Here is a 17687-nt window from a genome sequence, read left to right on the forward strand (position 1 = left end):
CTCCCGCTTCGGCGGGAGGAAGAAACTTTCTAGATCCTTTACAGGATGACAATTTAAATTTCTTTATCTCAGTATGTTAAGATATTACTATAATTATGAATTGTAAATTATCAATTGTTAATTATAGATAATTGCCCAAAGCAATTATAACCTCTTAAGGTGGTTATTGCGGCGGGGCTCACCTCTTCCCATACCGAACAGAGTAGTTAAGCCCGCCTGCGCAGATGGTACTGCAGTTATGTGGGAGAGTATGTCGTCGCCTTTCTTTGAAAAGCCTATCAGAAATGATAGGCTTTTTTGTATAATTTACTTTTTAAAAGTATGGTACCTTGGCTCAGATGGTAGAGCAATGGACTGAAAATGGATCAATCCTAAAACCTGTGGGGAAGCAAAAATTGGATCAATCCCAAAACCTGTGGGGAAGCAAAAATTAAGCATAAATATTAGTTAGTCTAAAAAGGAAGAATTCTATATTTCTAACTCCTCTGAATTGAGATCTAAATGCTTTTATTTTGGCATTGAAGGACTCTGCTGAAGCATTGGTGCTTCTGTTATCAAAATAGTTTAATATGGTTTGGTAGTGATTTATTATGGATCTTGAGATTGTATTGAAAGATTTAAACCCGGATTGATTTACTTTTTCATGCCATCTGGCTAGCCTTGAAAGTCCAATAATTTTATCAGTTGTTTTTTCAAAGATATTTCTCAAATCTTGTGCTAAATTGTACGCTTTTTCAATATCGGGATATAATTCAAATAATATAGAGGCTCGTTCTATTTGGTTTTCGGACCATTTAGATTTGTTTTTATATAGAAGATAGCGGCTACGGGCTAGTAATTGTTTAAGTGTATCTCCGTTAGATAGCACTTCTGATTCAAACTTTTTATTTCCTTTTTTAGCTTTTTCCATTGCTTCATTTTCCTGATCTATTGATTGCCAACGATATTTGATTCTGATTTCTTGTAAAGCTTCCAAGGCTAGTTTTTGAACATGAATTTAGCGAAGCGGTATCACGAATTCCAAAATTTTAATGAAAATTCATGAGTAAATCGGTCGGTAACCCGCGTAGCATTTGGAAAACATTTTTTAGCAACGAGTCCCATATTTGCAGCCATGTCTAGGGTAATCTCCGTGACTTGATTGCGCGCTTTGAGAGGGATTTTTTCAATTATAGCAGTTACAGTATCAGCTTTAGTTCCGGCAATCATAGCTACGATAGTCCTTTCTTTCCTTTGCCTGCTTTGTTGGTTAAGATAGTATAGAGTTCTCCATTCGAGAATGAAGTTTCATCAATCGATAAACGATTGCCTAAGTTTTTTGGAAAAATAAGCCATTGTTTGGCGTGTGATAGTTGATCCCACGTTTTGAAATCACTCAAGAAATCTTTGTATTGATGTTGTAGGTTTTTGCCGCTAACGCCATAAAAAGAAGCAATCGCATTACAATCATTAGGCTTGGAATCTATTGATCTCTTTTAAAAAAGACGCAAACTCCTATGTTAAACGAGTTCCGTCTGCTACTAAATTCCAATCTCTAAAAACTACTTGCCCAGTATCTTCGTCGAGCCATCTTCTGCGTGTGATATGCAGATATACTTGATGACCTCGAATTGGAAAATCTTGAACTGTTATCTCTTCAAAGAATCCTTTTGAGCTTAATTTATTCTGTCGGTACTCTTTGGGGACTGAATTAATTTCTTTTAAATATAAATGAAGTATCTCTTCTTCTTTTTCAAACGAAGTCAATTCAAAATAATCCACAACAATTTCAGGTAATAATAATTTGATTAGCTCACTAAAAGAATCTTGCATTTGTATCTATTTTTAAAATACAAATATCGAAATTTAATATTTCCCCACAGGTTTTAAGATTGATCCCTGAAAATCCATGTGTCCCTGGTTCGATCTCTGGAGGTACCACAATAGAGCTTGGATGGTGAAATTTGTAGATACGCTAGTCTTAAAATCTAGTTAGTGCCAATATTCGTTTGTGTTCAAGTCCCGCTCTGAGTACGAAATCCTTTTAAACTCACTATTATTTAGGAAGTTTTTTGTGTTTAAATTGCACCAAATTTAAATTTTGAGATCTCTAAAAAATATAATTGAATCTTCATAGGAAAAATCTATTTTATAACTTTCTCTATTACTTTTAAATAATTTTATTTTCATATTTCACAGTCTAATTTTAGATTCCATCTAATTAATTATTGTTTTTTTTCGGGGTTAACAATTTATTAATTATGCGTCATGAAGAAGTTGTGAAGATAGAGTTTGAACTTTATGTTGTATTTTTGTGTAAAATATAAATATACGATATGAAGAGAATTATTTTGTTTTTGGCAGTTATTATGTCTTTAAACTCACAAGCGCAGCAACGCCCCAAATTGGTAGTGGGCATAGTGGTAGACCAAATGAAAATGGAATACCTATATCGTTTTTCTGCAGATTTTTCTGCTAATGGATTTAAAAGATTGATGAATGATGGATATACTTTTCATAATATGCATTACAATTTTGTACCAACCTATACAGCTCCCGGCCATGCAAGTATTTATACGGGAACAACGCCATCTACGCATGGAATTGTTGGAAATGATTGGTTCAATAAAGCGACAGGAAAAGATATGTATTGTACTGACGATGCATCTGTTAAGACGTTAGGAGAAGGTACAGATAAAGAGGGTGCGATGTCACCAAAAAACCTTTTAAGTACTACTATTACAGATGAGTTGCGCATGGCAACCAATTTTAAAGGTAAAGTTATTGGATTGAGTATTAAAGACCGTGGTGCAATTTTACCGGCCGGACATTTTGCTAATTGGGCATTTTGGTACAGCTCAACAGGTTCATTTATCTCTAGTACTTTTTATGGTTCAAATTTGCCAAGTTGGGTAACGGAGTTCAACCAAGAAAAAAGGTACATGAACTATATAAATAAAGGTTGGAATTTACTAAAGCCACTATCTACCTACAATGAAAGTTTAGCAGATGATAATCCGTACGAGGGGAAATTAGATAAGGCGAAGGGTCCCGTTTTCCCTTATGATTTGGCTAAGATCTATAAAGAAAAAGGAGCTGATGTTTTACGTACTACACCCTTTGGTAATGATATTTTAGCAGATTTAGCGATGAAAGCTATTGAAAAAGAAGAGTTAGGAAAAGATGATGCAACAGATTTCCTAACGGTTAGTTTTTCTTCTACAGATTATGTTGGTCACACTTTTGGACCTCGTTCTATAGAACTTCAAGATACCTATTTACGACTTGATCAAAATATAGATCAATTTTTAAATTACTTAGACAAAACAGTTGGGAAAGATAATTATTTAGTTTTTTTGACTGCTGATCATGCTGGTGCTGAAAATCCAAATTATTTAAAGGATAATAAGTACAATGTGAAAAATGTACCTACAAAAGGTTTTGTGGAATCATTAAAGAAATTTTCAAATGAAACTTTTGGAGTAGATCTTATTCTGGATTATTCTAATTTCAATGTATTTTTCAATAAGGACTTGGTAAAACAAAAAGGTTTAGAATTGACAAAAGTAAAAGAGAGCTTTAAAGTTTTTTTGATGACGCAAGAGCACATCAAAAGAGTGTATACAGAGGAAGAAATTTTAGCTTCATCAGGGGATGATTATTTTTTAAGTTTTATAGCTAAAGGTTATGATCCTAAACAAAACGGTGAGTTAGTAATTCTAGATAAAACGGGCTATATGGAATATCAGGCTACAGGAACAACACATGGATCTCCAAATAGTTATGATACTCATGTGCCTCTTCTTTTTTATGGATGGCATGTGCCTAAAGGGGAGTTACACGCAAAAAAGTATATTACTCAAATTGCCCCTACACTATCTCAGATGTTAAAGATTCCGTTTCCTAATGGCACTGAGTCAGAAGTTTTAGAAACTTTGCTAGATAAGTAATAGTGTTTTGAATTTAAAAAATCCCATTTACAACTGATTGTCAGTGTAAATGGGATTTTTTTATTTTAAACCGTTTCTATTGCTTGTGGTAGTGGAATTTGATTTTTCAATAAGTCTTCAAAGGTTTCATGTGCTCTTATTAAATGTCCTTCGCCGTTCATCCATAATACTTCAGCTGGTTTGTATCTGGAGTTATAGTTTGATGCCATAGAGAAACAATAGGCTCCTGCATTTCTGAAAGATAAAATATCGCCTTCTTTTATTTCGGCAATTCTTCTGTTGTTTGCAAATGTGTCCGTTTCGCAAATATATCCAACTACAGAGTAAAAACGTTCTTTCCCTTTTGGGTTTGAGATGTTTTCTATATGGTGTTGTGAGCCGTAGAACATTGGACGGATTAAGTGATTGAAACCACTGTCTATTCCAGCAAAAACCGTTGATGTAGTTTGCTTCACGACATTAACTTTTGCTAAGAAATAACCAGCTTCACTTACAAGAAATTTCCCTGGTTCAAATATCAATGTTAATTCTTTTCCGTATTCAGTACAAAAAGCATTGAATCTTTTTGATAGTTTTTTACCTAATTCTTCAATGTCCGTTTCAATATCATCTTTTTTGTATGGCACTTTAAATCCGCTTCCGAAATCTAAGAATTCTAAGTTTTTGAAATTTCTAGCTGCATCAAATAATATTTCGGCAGCATATAAAAATACTTCAATATCCAAAATATCGGAGCCGGTGTGCATATGGATACCCACAATATTCATTTTTGTGTTTTCTACAATTCGGACCAAATGTGGTAATTGGTGAACTGAAATTCCAAATTTACTATCAATATGACCTACAGAAATATTAGCGTTTCCTCCAGCCATCACGTGAGGATTGATTCGGATGCAAACTGGTACATTTGGATATTTTGTTCCAAATTGTTCCAAAATTGATAAATTATCAATGTTTATTTGAACTCCCATAGCGTTGACTTCTTCAATTTCTTCAAGAGAAACACCATTTGGAGTATAAAATATTTTTTCAGGTTCGTAGCCTGCATGCAATCCTAATTGTACCTCTTGGATTGAAACGGTATCCAAACCTGACCCCATTTCTCTTAACAATTGAAGTATAGCTACGTTTGATAAGGCTTTCATAGCATAATTGATACGCAATTTATTTACCTTAGAAAAAGCTTTGGATAATCTGTTGTATTGAGATTGTATTTTTTCGGCATCATATACGTATAATGGACTACCAAATTGTTTTGCTAATTGTACTAAGTCTTTTGATTGCATAATTATTAATTTTGAGCAAATTTATTACTCTTTATTTAGTCCTACAAGGGAAGATACGAATTCTAACAAATTGTAACAAAAAGTTATATTTTAAACAAATTAGTGTTTTAGATGCTAAATTTCAATTTGGGTGAGGGATGGCAGCGGATAGCCCACAGGCGCTGTAGTTTTTACGAAAGCGACGCGGACTTGAAGCGTACAGCCCGACACTACCGAAACGATAGTGGAGGTGTGGCACCTCCTAAAAAATCAAATGACTACCCATAAACGATTTGGCAGTCATTTTTTGATTGTTTAAAACTATTTAAAGGTTAGGCAAATCGCCATTTCCTTTGGTAGGCAAGTTGGTATAACACATCAAGTATTTATCTACCATTCTGGCGGCTTCGCGACCTTCTGAAATGGCCCAAACGATTAAGGATTGCCCTCTACGCATATCGCCTGCGGTAAAAATATGAGGAATATTGGTTTGGTAATTGGTAGCTTGATAGTTGTTGCGAGTGTCTATTTTTATGCCCAACTGCTCGCTTAGTGTTTTTTCGGGACCTATAAAACCGAGTGCTAAAAGTGCTAGATCACATGGCCAGATTTTTTCGGAACCTTCTTTTTCAATTAGTTCAGGTCGTTGACCAGTTGTCATTTTCCAAGCTACTTCAATGGTTTTTAATCCAACCAATTCGCCAGCATCATTGGCTATAAATTCTTTGGTGTTTATGAGCCAGTTTCTTTCACAGCCTTCTTCATGAGAGCTAGAAGTTTTTAATTGCAGGGGCCAGAAAGGCCATGGAGTGGACTCGCTTCGGCTTACTGGAGGTTTTGGTAAAATTTCAAAATTTGTGACTGATTTGGCACCATGACGGTTTGACGTTCCTACACAGTCTGAGCCGGTATCACCGCCACCAATAACGATAACATTTTTATCCGTTGCTTTTATTTGATGTGGAATAGATTCACCGTATAATGCTTTGGTTTGTTGCGTCAAAAAGTCCATTGCCTGTACCACACCTGTACTTTCAATTCCTTTTGTTGGTAAACTACGACGCTCCGTAGCACCACCACATAACACGATTGAATCAAATTTATTGAGTTCTGAAATTTCATAATTAACTCCCACGTTGACATTGGTTTTAAAAGTAATTCCCTCCGCTTCTAAAACTTTAACACGTCTGTCGATGATTCCTTTTTCTAGTTTAAAATTTGGAATCCCATAACGCAATAATCCACCAATGGCATTGTCCCGTTCAAATACGGTAACGGTATGCCCAGCACGATTTAATTGTTGTGCTGCTGCCAAACCAGCAGGTCCAGAGCCAATTACGGCGACTGTTTTTCCTGTTCTAACCTCTGGAGGTTGTGGTTTGATCCAACCTTCGGCAAAGCCTCTTTCTATAATATTTTTTTCAATATTTTCGATAGCAACTGGCTTGCTAATGATTCCTAATACACATGATTTTTCGCAAGGAGCTGGGCAAAGTCTTCCTGTAAATTCAGGAAAATTATTGGTAGATAGTAATATTTTCAGTGCACTTTCCCATTCTTCCTGATGCACCATATCGTTAAAATCAGGAATTAAGTTTCCTAACGGACACGAGCTATGGCAAAATGGAATGCCGCAATCCATGCACCTGGAGCCTTGTTCTTTGATTTTATCTTTTGTTAACGGAATTGTAAACTCCTTATAATTTGATACTCTTTCTGGAACTGCAACATTACTTTCGTCGGTTCTAGAATATTCTTTAAATCCTCCTAATTTCCCCATGACTATGATGCTATAAGTTCTTTAATTTCTTTTTCTTCGGCTAAGCGCTGCAATGCTTTTTTGTAATCAGTAGGCATTACTTTTACAAAATGCTGCTGTTGATTTTCCCAATCCTCTAGAATCCTTTTTGCCAACGGACTACTCGTATAGAGCGAGTGATTTTTTATCAAACGTCTCAGTTTAGTAAAGTCATCATTTTCCAATAATTCAAAAGCAACCATTTCCATATTACATAAGGTAGCGTCGAATTTTTTATTTGGATCAAAAACATACGCAATACCACCGCTCATTCCGGCTGCAAAATTCCTTCCTGTTTTTCCTAAAACCACTACAATTCCGCCTGTCATGTACTCGCAGCCATGATCTCCAATTCCTTCTACCACAGCTGTCGCTCCAGAATTTCGAACACAAAAACGTTCCCCCGCCATACCATTGATGTAGGCTTCGCCAGTAATAGCACCGTATAGAGCCACGTTACCAGTAATGATGTTTTCTTCGGGTTTGAAAGTAGCAGTAGGAGGAACTTTAATGATTAGTTTTCCGCCAGAAAGCCCTTTGCCTAGATAATCATTACAGTTTCCATGAATTTTAAATGATAAACCATTTGTTGCAAAAGCCCCAAAACTTTGCCCTGCAGATCCAGTAAAATCTACTAAAATAGTGTCTTCGGGTAATCCTTGTGCGCCATAAATTTTTGAAATTTCATTACTTAGAATTGCTCCTACAGAACGATCGGTGTTTTTGATATCGAAGGTGACTCTTGTTTTTTCTTTTCTGTAAATTGATGGAATAGCCGCTTTTATAATTTCAAAATCAAGTACATGTTCTAAAGCATGATCTTGAGTAGTTGTATTGTGATTGGGAACTTCTTTTGCTTTTTCAGGTTTGTATAATATGGAAGATAAATCTAATCCACTTGCTTTATAATGCTTGATGGCTTTGTTCACATTCAGTTTTTGTGATTGCCCCACCATTTCTTTCAAGGTTCTAAAGCCTAATTTTGCCATTATCTCGCGCAATTCTTCGGCAATAAAATACATGAAGTTGATAATGTGTTCTGGAGTTCCTTTGAAATTTTTTCTCAATTCAGGATCTTGAGTTGCTATACCTACAGGACATGTATTCAAGTGACACGCTCGCATCATGATACAACCAGAAGCTACTAATGGCGCTGTTGCGAAACCAAATTCCTCAGCTCCAAGTAATGCAGCAATAGCCACATCGCGACCCGTTTTTAATTGTCCATCACATTCTAAAACGATTCGGCTTCTCAAATCGTTCAAAATCAATGTCTGTTGTGCTTCGGCAAGTCCAAGTTCCCAAGGAATGCCGGTGTGTTGTAATGAAGTTAATGGTGCAGCTCCAGTTCCTCCGTCGTATCCTGAAATCAAAATCACATCGGCTTTTGCTTTAGCAACTCCTGCCGCGATGGTACCAACACCAACTTCAGAAACTAATTTGACATTAATTCTAGCTTCGCGATTGGCATTTTTTAAGTCAAAAATTAACTGCGATAAATCTTCAATAGAGTAAATATCATGGTGTGGTGGTGGTGAAATCAACCCTACATACGGTGTTGAATTTCTGGTTTCGGCAATCCAAGGCACTACTTTTTCACCGGGTAATTGACCACCTTCTCCGGGTTTTGCACCTTGGGCCATTTTGATTTGTATCTCGCGCGCATTGGTCAAATAGTTGATTGAAACCCCAAAACGGCCAGAGGCAACTTGTTTGATGGCGCTATTTCTAGAGTCTCCATTCAAGTCTTTTTGAAAACGTTTTGGATTTTCTCCGCCTTCTCCTGAGTTGCTTTTACCACCAATTCTGTTCATGGCAATCGCAAGGTTTTCATGTGCTTCTTGGCTGATGGATCCATAGGACATGGCACCTGTTTTGAATTTTTTTACAATTTCTGTCCAAGGCTCCACTTCGTCAATTGAAATAGGATCTAAGTTATTGAATTCAAATAAACCTCTAATAGTCATTAAGTTTTCACTTTGGTCATTAACCATTTTAGAGTACTCTTTATAACTTTCAGGACTGTTTAAGCGAACTGCTTGTTGTAATTTAGAGATTGTTGTTGGATTAAACATATGCTTTTCGCCTGATCTTCTCCATCTGTAAACACCACCAATTTCGAGTGGAAGTAAATTACTGACTTTAGAATTCGGAAAGGCTTTTTGATATCTTTTTTTGATTTCTTTTTCGACTTCCATTAAACCAATGCCTTCAATTCGTGATGGCGTGTAAGGAAAATATTTAGAAGTAAAAGTTTTGTTCAATCCTAAGATTTCAAAAATTTGCGCTGCTCTGTACGAATGCAAAGTAGAAATTCCTATCTTATTCATGATTTTCAGAATCCCTTTTGCGATGGCTTTGTTGTAGTTTTTGATGGCATAATCCGCTTTTACACCAGTGATAAATCCTGCATTTACCTGGTTGTGGATGATTTCATTGACCATATATGGATTTATGGCACTTGCTCCGTAACCAAATAATAGCGCAAAATGATGGGGTTCGCGTGGTTCTGCCGATTCGATTAGAATACCAAATTTTGATCGAACTTTTAGTATGTTTAGCGAATGATGAATATACGAACACGCTAATAACATTGGAATAGGGGCCATTTTTTCGCTTACACCTCTGTCTGATAAAATCACAATATTGCAGCCTTCTGAAACAGCTTTGTAGGTAGCTTGTACTGCTTTTTCAAGAGCGCGTTCTAGTCCGTTTACTCCTTTTTTTATTTCATATAAAGTAGAAATGGTGACCGACTTGAAATCGGTATGATCAATGTTTCGAATTTTGTCCAAATCTTCGTTGGAAATGACCGGATTTTGGATTTTTAGTTTTTTACAATGCTTGGGTACAATTTCAAAAATATTATAATCTCCGCCAATTGCTAAACTAATATCCGTAATGATTTCTTCACGAATACCATCCAAAGGCGGGTTTGTAACTTGAGCAAATAACTGTTTGAAATAATTATACAAAAGTTGTGGCTGATCTGATAAAACGGCAAGTGGTGTGTCATTGCCCATCGAACTTAGCGCTTCGGCTCCTTCGGCACCCATCGGGTTGATGATTGTTTTTAAATCTTCAATCGTATATCCAAACAAGCGCTGTCTGGTTTCAAAATCAACATTTTCAACCGGAATGAGATTATCAGTGTATGGAATTTGCGCTAGCGAAAGTAAGTTTTCGTCAAGCCATTGTTTATAAGGATGTTTGGTTACAATTGCATTTTTGATTTCGTCATCTTCGATAATTCGGCCTTCATTCATATCAACCAAAAACATTTTCCCCGGTTCTAATCGGCCGTGTTGAATGACATCTTCTGGTTTGATATCTAATACTCCAATTTCTGAAGACATAATTACGAAACCACTTTTGGTTAAAGTGTATCGAGAAGGACGCAATCCATTTCTATCCAATAGCGCTCCAATGACGTTACCATCTGTAAAAGGAATAGAGGCTGGACCATCCCAAGGTTCCATAATACAAGCGTTGTATTCGTAAAAGGCTTTTTTATCCTCCGACATCGTTTGGTGTTTTTCCCAAGCTTCTGGGACTACCATCATCATAGCTTCGGGTAAGGAACGGCCCGTCATCAGTAACAATTCTATTACCATATCCATTGAAGCTGAATCTGATTTTCCTTCTAAAATAATTGGGAATAATTTTTTGATATCATCGCCAAAAACATCACTTTTCATCAACTCTTCACGTGCACGCATACGGCTTATATTTCCGCGAAGTGTATTGATTTCTCCGTTGTGGCACATATAGCGAAACGGTTGTGCGAGTTCCCAAGATGGGAATGTATTGGTCGAAAATCGTTGGTGAACCAATGCCAATCGGGTTACCAAGTCGTCATCGAGTAAATCGGTGTAATATCTGCTAATATCTTCTGGCATCAATAAACCTTTATATATTATGGTAGTTGTAGAAAAACTAGAGAAATAAAAACGATAGCTTTCTGAAATTCTTGAATTTATGATAGCGTGCTCTGCAATTTTTCTAGCGGCAAACAGTTTAGCATTAAATTGTTGTTCTGTCAAATCCAATCCATTTTTACCTACAAATACTTGTTGCACCGTGGGCTCTTTCTCAGCTGCGATTTGACCTAAATTTGATGCGTCAACTGGAACTGTTCTCCATCCTAAAATTTCTAACTTTTGATCTTTTATAGATGCTTCAAAAGTGGTTTTGCAAAAAGCGACTTGGTTGGGACTTTTGGGCATGAACACCATTCCCACGGCATATTGTTTTGCTGCTGGGATTTCAAAATCACATACTTTTTTAAAAAAATCATGAGGGATATCAAATAATATTCCCGCACCATCTCCAGTTCGCCCATCTGCACTTACTGCACCACGATGTTCTAGTTTAATTAATATGTCGAGTGCTTTGTGTATAATATCATTGGACTTAATTCCGTTTAGATTACAAATGAACCCAGCTCCGCAATTGTCGTGTTCAAATTCGGGTAAGTATAGGCCTTGTTCTTTAACTTTCATACTTTTTATTTTTATGTAAAATTAAATATTTAGTATCATATAGTTAGTGAATTGGTTAAAATGGACTTGTTTTTATATTTATAATAGAAATTTGTTAGATAAATATCAATATTGTTATTTAAACATTGCTGATTTGATTTTTCGATAAAAAGTGAAGCAATTGGATGGTGCTAGACACTTGATTTTGAAAAAAATAGTTCGGTAAAACAGAATTGCTACTATTTATAACAAATTTGTGATTAATTATTATAATTTATCGTTTGGTGAGAATGGTTTCATATCCGTCAGGTTGGTCTCATTTTGACCTATATTTAATTGAAAAAAAAATAACAGTTACATTTAATTTTGCTATTTTTGTGCCACTTTTAAACTGAAAAAATTCAGAAGCCAGACAAATTCTATATTATGAACATACACGAATATCAAGGAAAAGAGATTTTAGCTAGCTACGGAGTTCGCATTCAACGCGGAATCGTTGCTAATAGTCCTGTAGAAGCGGTTGCTGCTGCAAAACAATTAACAACCGAAACGGGTACAAGTTGGTATGTTGTAAAAGCCCAAGTTCATGCCGGTGGACGTGGAAAAGGTGGTGGAGTAAAACTTGCCAAAAACTTACAACAAGTAGAAGAGATTTCAGAGCAAATCATCGGAATGCAATTGATTACTCCTCAAACTTCTGCTGAAGGTAAAAAAGTACACAAAGTTTTAATTGCTGAGGATGTTTATTACCCTGGTGAAAGTGAAACTTCTGAGTTTTATGTTTCTGTTTTATTGAATAGAGCTACAGGTCGTAACATGATTATGTATTCTACTGAAGGTGGAATGGATATTGAAGAAGTTGCAGAACATACTCCACATTTAATCTTTACGGAAGAAATTGATCCTTCTGTTGGATTACAAGGTTTTCAAGCAAGAAGAATTGCTTTTAACCTAGGTCTTTCTGGAAATGCTTTCAAAGAAATGGTGAAGTTCATCGACTCTTTGTACAATGCATACATTGGATCTGATGCTTCGATGTTTGAAATCAATCCGGTTTTAAAAACATCCGATAATAAAATTATGGCTGTAGATGCTAAAGTAAATATCGATGATAATGCTTTATACAGACAAAAGAAATATGCTGACATGCGCGACGTTCGTGAGGAAAATCCAATCGAAGTAGAAGCAAAAGAAGTAGGATTAAACTACGTGGATCTTGACGGAACTGTAGGATGTATGGTAAACGGAGCTGGATTAGCAATGGCAACCATGGATTTAATCAAGTATGCTGGTTTTGAGCCTGCTAACTTCCTTGACGTAGGTGGAACTGCTGATGCAAAACGTGTTGAAACTGCTTTTCGTATAATCTTAAAAGATCAAAACGTAAAAGCAATTTTGATTAATATTTTTGGTGGAATCGTTCGTTGTGACCGTGTGGCACAAGGAGTTGTTGATGCTTATAAAAATATGGGCGACGCAATCAAAGTGCCAATTATTGTTCGTTTACAAGGTACTAATGCAGCAATCGCAAAAGAATTAATAGATAATTCAGGAATGCCAATTTTATCTGCAGTTGAATTTCAAGAAGCAGCAGATCAAGTAAAAGCAGCACTTTCTTAATTAATAAAATTTTTATATTTCAAAAACCTGTTTGAGTAATCAAACAGGTTTTTTTAGTTTAAAGCAGTTCCTATTACTAAGGAGAACAAATCATAATATTACTTGAAAGTGTAAAGTTTTATTGTAAGCAACGGTTATCTTTGTTTTCTAATTGCAACAACTCATGAAACTTAAGATACAAAATAATTTTATAACTAATTTACCCGCTGATCCTGATCTTGAAAATAGTCCAAGACAAGTAAAAAAAACATGTTATTCCTATGTTGCTCCGACCAAGCCTTCTAATCCGAGTTTAATTCATGCGAATGGTGACATGGCTACTACACTCGGACTTTCGGATGAAGATGTACTTTCTTCTGATTTTTTAAATACGTTTTCAGGAACTACAATTTATCCCAATACCCAACCTTTTGCCTTGTGTTATGCTGGACATCAATTTGGGAATTGGGCTGGACAATTGGGTGATGGCCGCGCTATAAATCTTACTGAAGTAGTTCATGAAGATGCGACATTCACTTTACAACTAAAAGGTGCTGGGCCTACACCATATTCTAGAACTGCGGATGGTTTTGCGGTATTGCGCTCCTCCATCAGAGAATATTTATGTGCCGAAGCCATGCATTATTTAGGTGTTCCTACGACACGTTCGCTGTCGCTAATGCTATCAGGCGATCCTGTGTTGCGCGATGTGTTGTACAACGGAAATCCAGCGTATGAAAAAGGTGCCATCGTTTGTAGAGTAGCGCCATCGTTTATTCGTTTTGGAAGTTTTGAAATATTGGCTTCGCAAAATGATCTTGTTAATCTCAAATTACTTACTGATTTTACTATCAAACACCATTTTCCAGCTATTACAAGCGAAGGAGCCGAAAAATATCTTGCGTTTTTTGCTGCAGTTGCTGAATCTACAAGAAAAATGATTATCGAATGGCAACGCGTAGGCTTTGTTCATGGTGTAATGAATACCGATAATATGTCAATTCACGGCATTACGATTGATTATGGACCGTACGGCTGGTTAGAAGATTACAATGCTGGCTGGACGCCAAATACTACCGACAGACAACATAAAAGATACCGCTTTGGCAACCAACCTGAAATTGCTTTGTGGAATTTGTACCAATTAGCTAATGCTTTGTATCCACTGATTGAGGATGCAAAACCACTAGAAACTATTCTAGATAAGTTTAGCGTTGATTACGAACGCGAATATTTGATAATGATGCAAAATAAACTTGGTCTTCAAGACAAGAAAGAAAGTGACTTGCTTTTAGTTGGCGTTTTGGTAGAATTATTGGAAAGAGTAGAAACAGATATGACGATTTTCTTTAGAAATTTAAGTACTGTTTCAAAAGATGATTCCGTTACAATCGCTTTCAATGCTGTCAAAGAAGCTTTTTACAATGAAAAGGATTTAAATGAAAATGCAATGAAGGAATGGTACGATTGGTTGGAGCGGTACAGCATTCGAATTAATGAAGAAAAACTTTTAGATACAGAAAGAAAAGAGCTGATGAATTTAGTTAATCCAAAATACGTGCTGCGAAATTACATGGCGCAGTTGTGTATAGATGACGCGGATAAAGGAGATTATGACTTATTGAAAGAATTATTCGAAATGCTCAAAAATCCATATGACGAACAACCCCAGTTTCAAAAATGGTTTGCCAAAAGACCCGATTGGGCTAGAGATAAAGTGGGATGTTCGATGTTAAGTTGTAGTTCTTAAAATGGGATTTAAAAATTATTTAAAACACAATCTATTTAACTCCTATGGCTTCATGACCTCTTAATAAAATCTTATTTTTATCATCTAAATTTTCTTTGGTTTTTCCTAATATGTTGATAATGTCAAATTTGGCGGTACTCTCTCTTATGTTATAAAATTCTTCTGAATTAGTAACTTCAACTTTTAAAATATAGTTTCGGTCTAATTTGAAAGTATCAATATTGTCTTTTATAAATGCTCCATTTACCATGTAAATGACGTCGTTACTTTTAATTTTTGTAAATTCAGTTTTGATTTTTTCTAAAGTTAGAAAGTCGTATTTCTTAGGGTTTTTAGAAGTAATGTAAAGCTGACCATGAAACAAAACAGCATTTATTATGGTGTCCTTTTTGATAACATTCACGGATTCAATTTCATTTGGGTTGATATATTCAATTGCATTTCTTGCAATTAAGTTAGAATCAATAAACACCGCTGGTTGTTCAATTTTATTCTTTTGTCCAAAAAATAGTGTTGTAAAAAATAATGTGTAAAGGGTAAAGAGGCATTTCATATTGGAAGGTGTAAATTCATTGATGCAAACTAAATGTACAAAAAATCCTGAGCTCTCATTCAGGATTTTGCAATTGTATTACATTCCAATTTGTTGAATCGCATCCGATTCATATATTTTGAAACCTGTGTCGTTTCTTTGAGCTATTTTAAACATTGCTTTTGCAACAGTTTTACCTTCAATCGCCTTATATTTTTTCAAGTTGCCTTGAAACACAAATGAAAACGTTTTCATGAAAAAGGCACCTACTTTTTCACCGAATCTAAATTCTGTTCGGTTTCCTAAAAGAAGAGAAGGCTGCAGTACAGCAACGCTTTCGAATTCGCAATTTTTGAGAAAATCTTGAATGTCTCCTTTGGTTTTCAAATAGAAATTACTTGATTTTGCATTGGCATTTAAAGAGGAAATTATTAGAAAATTTTTGACCTTGTTTTGTCTTGCAAAACTGGCAAACTGTCGCGGATATTCATAATCTACTTTGATGAATGCGCTTTTACTTCCTGCTTTTTTGATCGTTGTGCCAATCGTGCAAAAGAAATCGTCCCCTACAACAAGATTTTCATAAGTTTCTGGCTTATCAAAATCAATACCGTGTTGTGTTAATTTGGGATGACGGATTCCTAAATCTCTTTTTACAAAAGTCACCACCTGAGTATACTCTGGACTCTCTAAAAGAATTTTCAATAGTTCAGAGCCTATTAGACCAGTGCTTCCAATTACTAACGCCGTTTTCACGATTAGGATTTGCTGCCTTTACCGAAATTAAATTTCACTTTCTCTACAACTTGTATTTTAGAATTACCTTTGGGATATTGTTTTTTTGAATTATTCTTGGTTGCAGGTTTTTTCTTGGAAGGCGCTTCATCAGCTCGAGAACGCTCTTCATCTCTTGGTTTAGCTTTAAATTCTGGTCGCTCTTTTACACTGTCTTTCGCTGGAATTTGTGCTTTGTGCTTGGCTAAAACATCATTTGGATTTTTTGGATTTTCTTTGGTTCCACGCAAGTGAATTACCAATCCATTCAGAAAGTTACGCAGTACTTGGTCACCACATTCCATATAGTTTTCGTGTTTCTCATCCCGAAAAAAAGCACCTAACTCTGATTTGGTTATTCTAAAATCTACCAATTCTAATATTTCAACTATTTGATCGTCACGCAACATAAGTGCAACGCGAAGTTTTTTAAAGATATCGTTATTTGTCATCATCATAATTTTTTACAAAGGTACGTTTTAAAAGCAATTACAACACAATTTTAGTTTTAGAATTGGTTTGATGATAAAATATTTAAAGTAAAATTACGCCGGTCCCTTTGTGTTCAGAATAGGTAGTTTTTCCATATTCGAGCGTGATTCCTGTAGCAATATCTTCGGCTAAAAGCAATGCGCCGTCCATATCAACGTAATCTAATTGTGGTAATAGGTGTGCTATTGCTGATATCCCCACCGTAGATTCCGTCATGCATCCTACCATAGTTTTCATACCTAGTTGTTTTGCTTCTTGAATCATGCGTCTGCCTGGAGTTAAGCCTCCACATTTGGCTAATTTTAAATTCACTCCATGAAAATGATGTTGACACTTTGCGACATCCGTTTCAATGATACAGCTTTCATCAGCGATGATTGGTAAAACAGTATGCTTGTATACTTCTTTGTGTCCTGCCCAATCATCAGCTTTTAATGGTTGTTCTAAAAATTCGACACCTAATTTTTTTAATTCGATGGCGTTAGTGATAGTCTCATCAACAGTCCAGCCGCAATTTGCGTCTATGCGAAAAACAGCAGTAGTATGTTTTCTAAGAGCAGTAACAATAGCAATATCCTCTGGCGTTCCTAGTTTTATTTTATAAATTGGCCACGGCAGTTCTTTCATTTTTGAAATCATTTTTTCGATAGAATCAATGCCAATGGTATAATCTGACAATGGATTTTTATCGATGGTATAATTCCACAATTCGTATAGTTTTTTTCCTTTTTTACGGGCATACCAGTCATTGTATGCTACGTCTAGAGCGCATAGAGCAAACATATTATTCTGCAAATAGGGATGAATTTTTGTCCAAAATTCTTCTGGAGTTTCGGTGGTACTCACTTCAATTAATGGTCGAATTTTTTCTAAATCAGCACGCATCATTGTAACGGTAGTGTGGTAATAAGGGTTGGATGTGGCTTCGCCGAAACCAGAAAACCCATCGCTCTTTAATTCAACAATTAAAGATGGCTGAAAGTCGATTGATTTTCTCGAAATCGTGAAGGTATGTTTTAATTTTAGGTTGTACTCTCTTAAAATCAGTTCCATAAAACATCTGTATT

Annotated in this window: 14 protein-coding genes and 1 rRNA gene; 4 read left to right on the forward strand and 11 right to left on the reverse strand. The window is 35.7% G+C overall.

All coding sequences use genetic code 11. The features are described from left to right. The first annotated feature begins 155 nt into the window (after positions 1-155). Positions 156-265: ribosomal RNA gene (rrf, locus tag ACNQGB_RS03590) — 5S ribosomal RNA — on the forward strand. Positions 266-430: 165 nt separating this feature from the next. On the opposite strand, the gene ACNQGB_RS03595 is transcribed toward rrf, so the two are convergent. From ACNQGB_RS03595 to ACNQGB_RS03610, 4 genes are all read right to left on the reverse strand, one after another. Next, on the reverse strand, positions 431-976 hold the full coding sequence (locus tag ACNQGB_RS03595; protein ID WP_417948042.1) for an ISAon1 family transposase: 546 nt from the start codon (positions 974-976) through the stop codon (positions 431-433). A gap of 35 nt (positions 977-1011) precedes the next feature. Further along, on the reverse strand, positions 1012-1209 hold the full coding sequence (locus ACNQGB_RS03600; protein ID WP_417948043.1) for a transposase: 198 nt from the start codon (positions 1207-1209) through the stop codon (positions 1012-1014). 2 nt (positions 1210-1211) lie between these two features. Beyond that, on the reverse strand, positions 1212-1379 hold the full coding sequence (locus tag ACNQGB_RS03605; RefSeq protein ID WP_417948044.1) for a hypothetical protein: 168 nt from the start codon (positions 1377-1379) through the stop codon (positions 1212-1214). 115 nt (positions 1380-1494) lie between these two features. Next, on the reverse strand, positions 1495-1812 hold the full coding sequence (locus ACNQGB_RS03610; RefSeq protein WP_417948045.1) for an ISAon1 family transposase N-terminal region protein: 318 nt from the start codon (positions 1810-1812) through the stop codon (positions 1495-1497). Between the two features lie 503 nt (positions 1813-2315). On the opposite strand from ACNQGB_RS03610, the gene pafA reads away from it, so the two are divergent. Next, positions 2316-3929 carry an alkaline phosphatase PafA gene (gene pafA / locus ACNQGB_RS03615; RefSeq protein WP_417944338.1) on the forward strand — a complete coding sequence of 538 codons (1614 nt, stop codon included), beginning with the start codon at positions 2316-2318 and terminating at the stop codon, positions 3927-3929. 65 nt (positions 3930-3994) lie between these two features. On the opposite strand, the gene lysA is transcribed toward pafA, so the two are convergent. The 3 genes from lysA to gltB form a co-directional block, all read right to left on the reverse strand. Then, complete coding sequence (gene lysA / locus ACNQGB_RS03620) at positions 3995-5215, reverse strand: diaminopimelate decarboxylase (RefSeq protein WP_417944339.1); 1221 nt, start codon at positions 5213-5215, stop codon at positions 3995-3997. Between the two features lie 304 nt (positions 5216-5519). After that, positions 5520-6974, reverse strand: a complete 1455-nt coding sequence (locus ACNQGB_RS03625; protein WP_417944340.1) for a glutamate synthase subunit beta — start codon at positions 6972-6974, stop codon at positions 5520-5522. Between the two features lie 2 nt (positions 6975-6976). Then, positions 6977-11494 (reverse strand): glutamate synthase large subunit, encoded by a 4518-nt coding sequence (gene gltB / locus ACNQGB_RS03630; RefSeq protein WP_417944341.1) that lies wholly within the window; start codon positions 11492-11494, stop codon positions 6977-6979. Between the two features lie 405 nt (positions 11495-11899). Here gltB and sucC point away from each other — a divergent pair, with 405 nt between their 5' ends. Beyond that, positions 11900-13093 (forward strand): ADP-forming succinate--CoA ligase subunit beta, encoded by a 1194-nt coding sequence (gene sucC, locus ACNQGB_RS03635; protein ID WP_417944342.1) that lies wholly within the window; start codon positions 11900-11902, stop codon positions 13091-13093. Positions 13094-13256: 163 nt separating this feature from the next. Further along, complete coding sequence (locus tag ACNQGB_RS03640) at positions 13257-14822, forward strand: protein adenylyltransferase SelO (RefSeq protein ID WP_417944343.1); 1566 nt, start codon at positions 13257-13259, stop codon at positions 14820-14822. A gap of 31 nt (positions 14823-14853) precedes the next feature. Here ACNQGB_RS03640 and ACNQGB_RS03645 read toward each other — a convergent pair whose 3' ends face one another. The 4 genes from ACNQGB_RS03645 to ACNQGB_RS03660 form a co-directional block, all read right to left on the reverse strand. After that, positions 14854-15375 (reverse strand): hypothetical protein, encoded by a 522-nt coding sequence (locus tag ACNQGB_RS03645; RefSeq protein ID WP_417944344.1) that lies wholly within the window; start codon positions 15373-15375, stop codon positions 14854-14856. Between the two features lie 78 nt (positions 15376-15453). After that, positions 15454-16110 carry an NAD-dependent epimerase/dehydratase family protein gene (locus tag ACNQGB_RS03650; RefSeq protein ID WP_417944345.1) on the reverse strand — a complete coding sequence of 219 codons (657 nt, stop codon included), beginning with the start codon at positions 16108-16110 and terminating at the stop codon, positions 15454-15456. Positions 16111-16112: 2 nt separating this feature from the next. Next, positions 16113-16580 (reverse strand): DUF1456 family protein, encoded by a 468-nt coding sequence (locus ACNQGB_RS03655; protein ID WP_417944346.1) that lies wholly within the window; start codon positions 16578-16580, stop codon positions 16113-16115. Positions 16581-16662: 82 nt separating this feature from the next. Continuing rightward, on the reverse strand, positions 16663-17673 hold the full coding sequence (locus ACNQGB_RS03660; RefSeq protein ID WP_417944347.1) for a dipeptide epimerase: 1011 nt from the start codon (positions 17671-17673) through the stop codon (positions 16663-16665). Between the last annotated feature and the right edge of the window lie 14 nt (positions 17674-17687).

The organism is Flavobacterium frigidum, assembly GCF_048286795.2.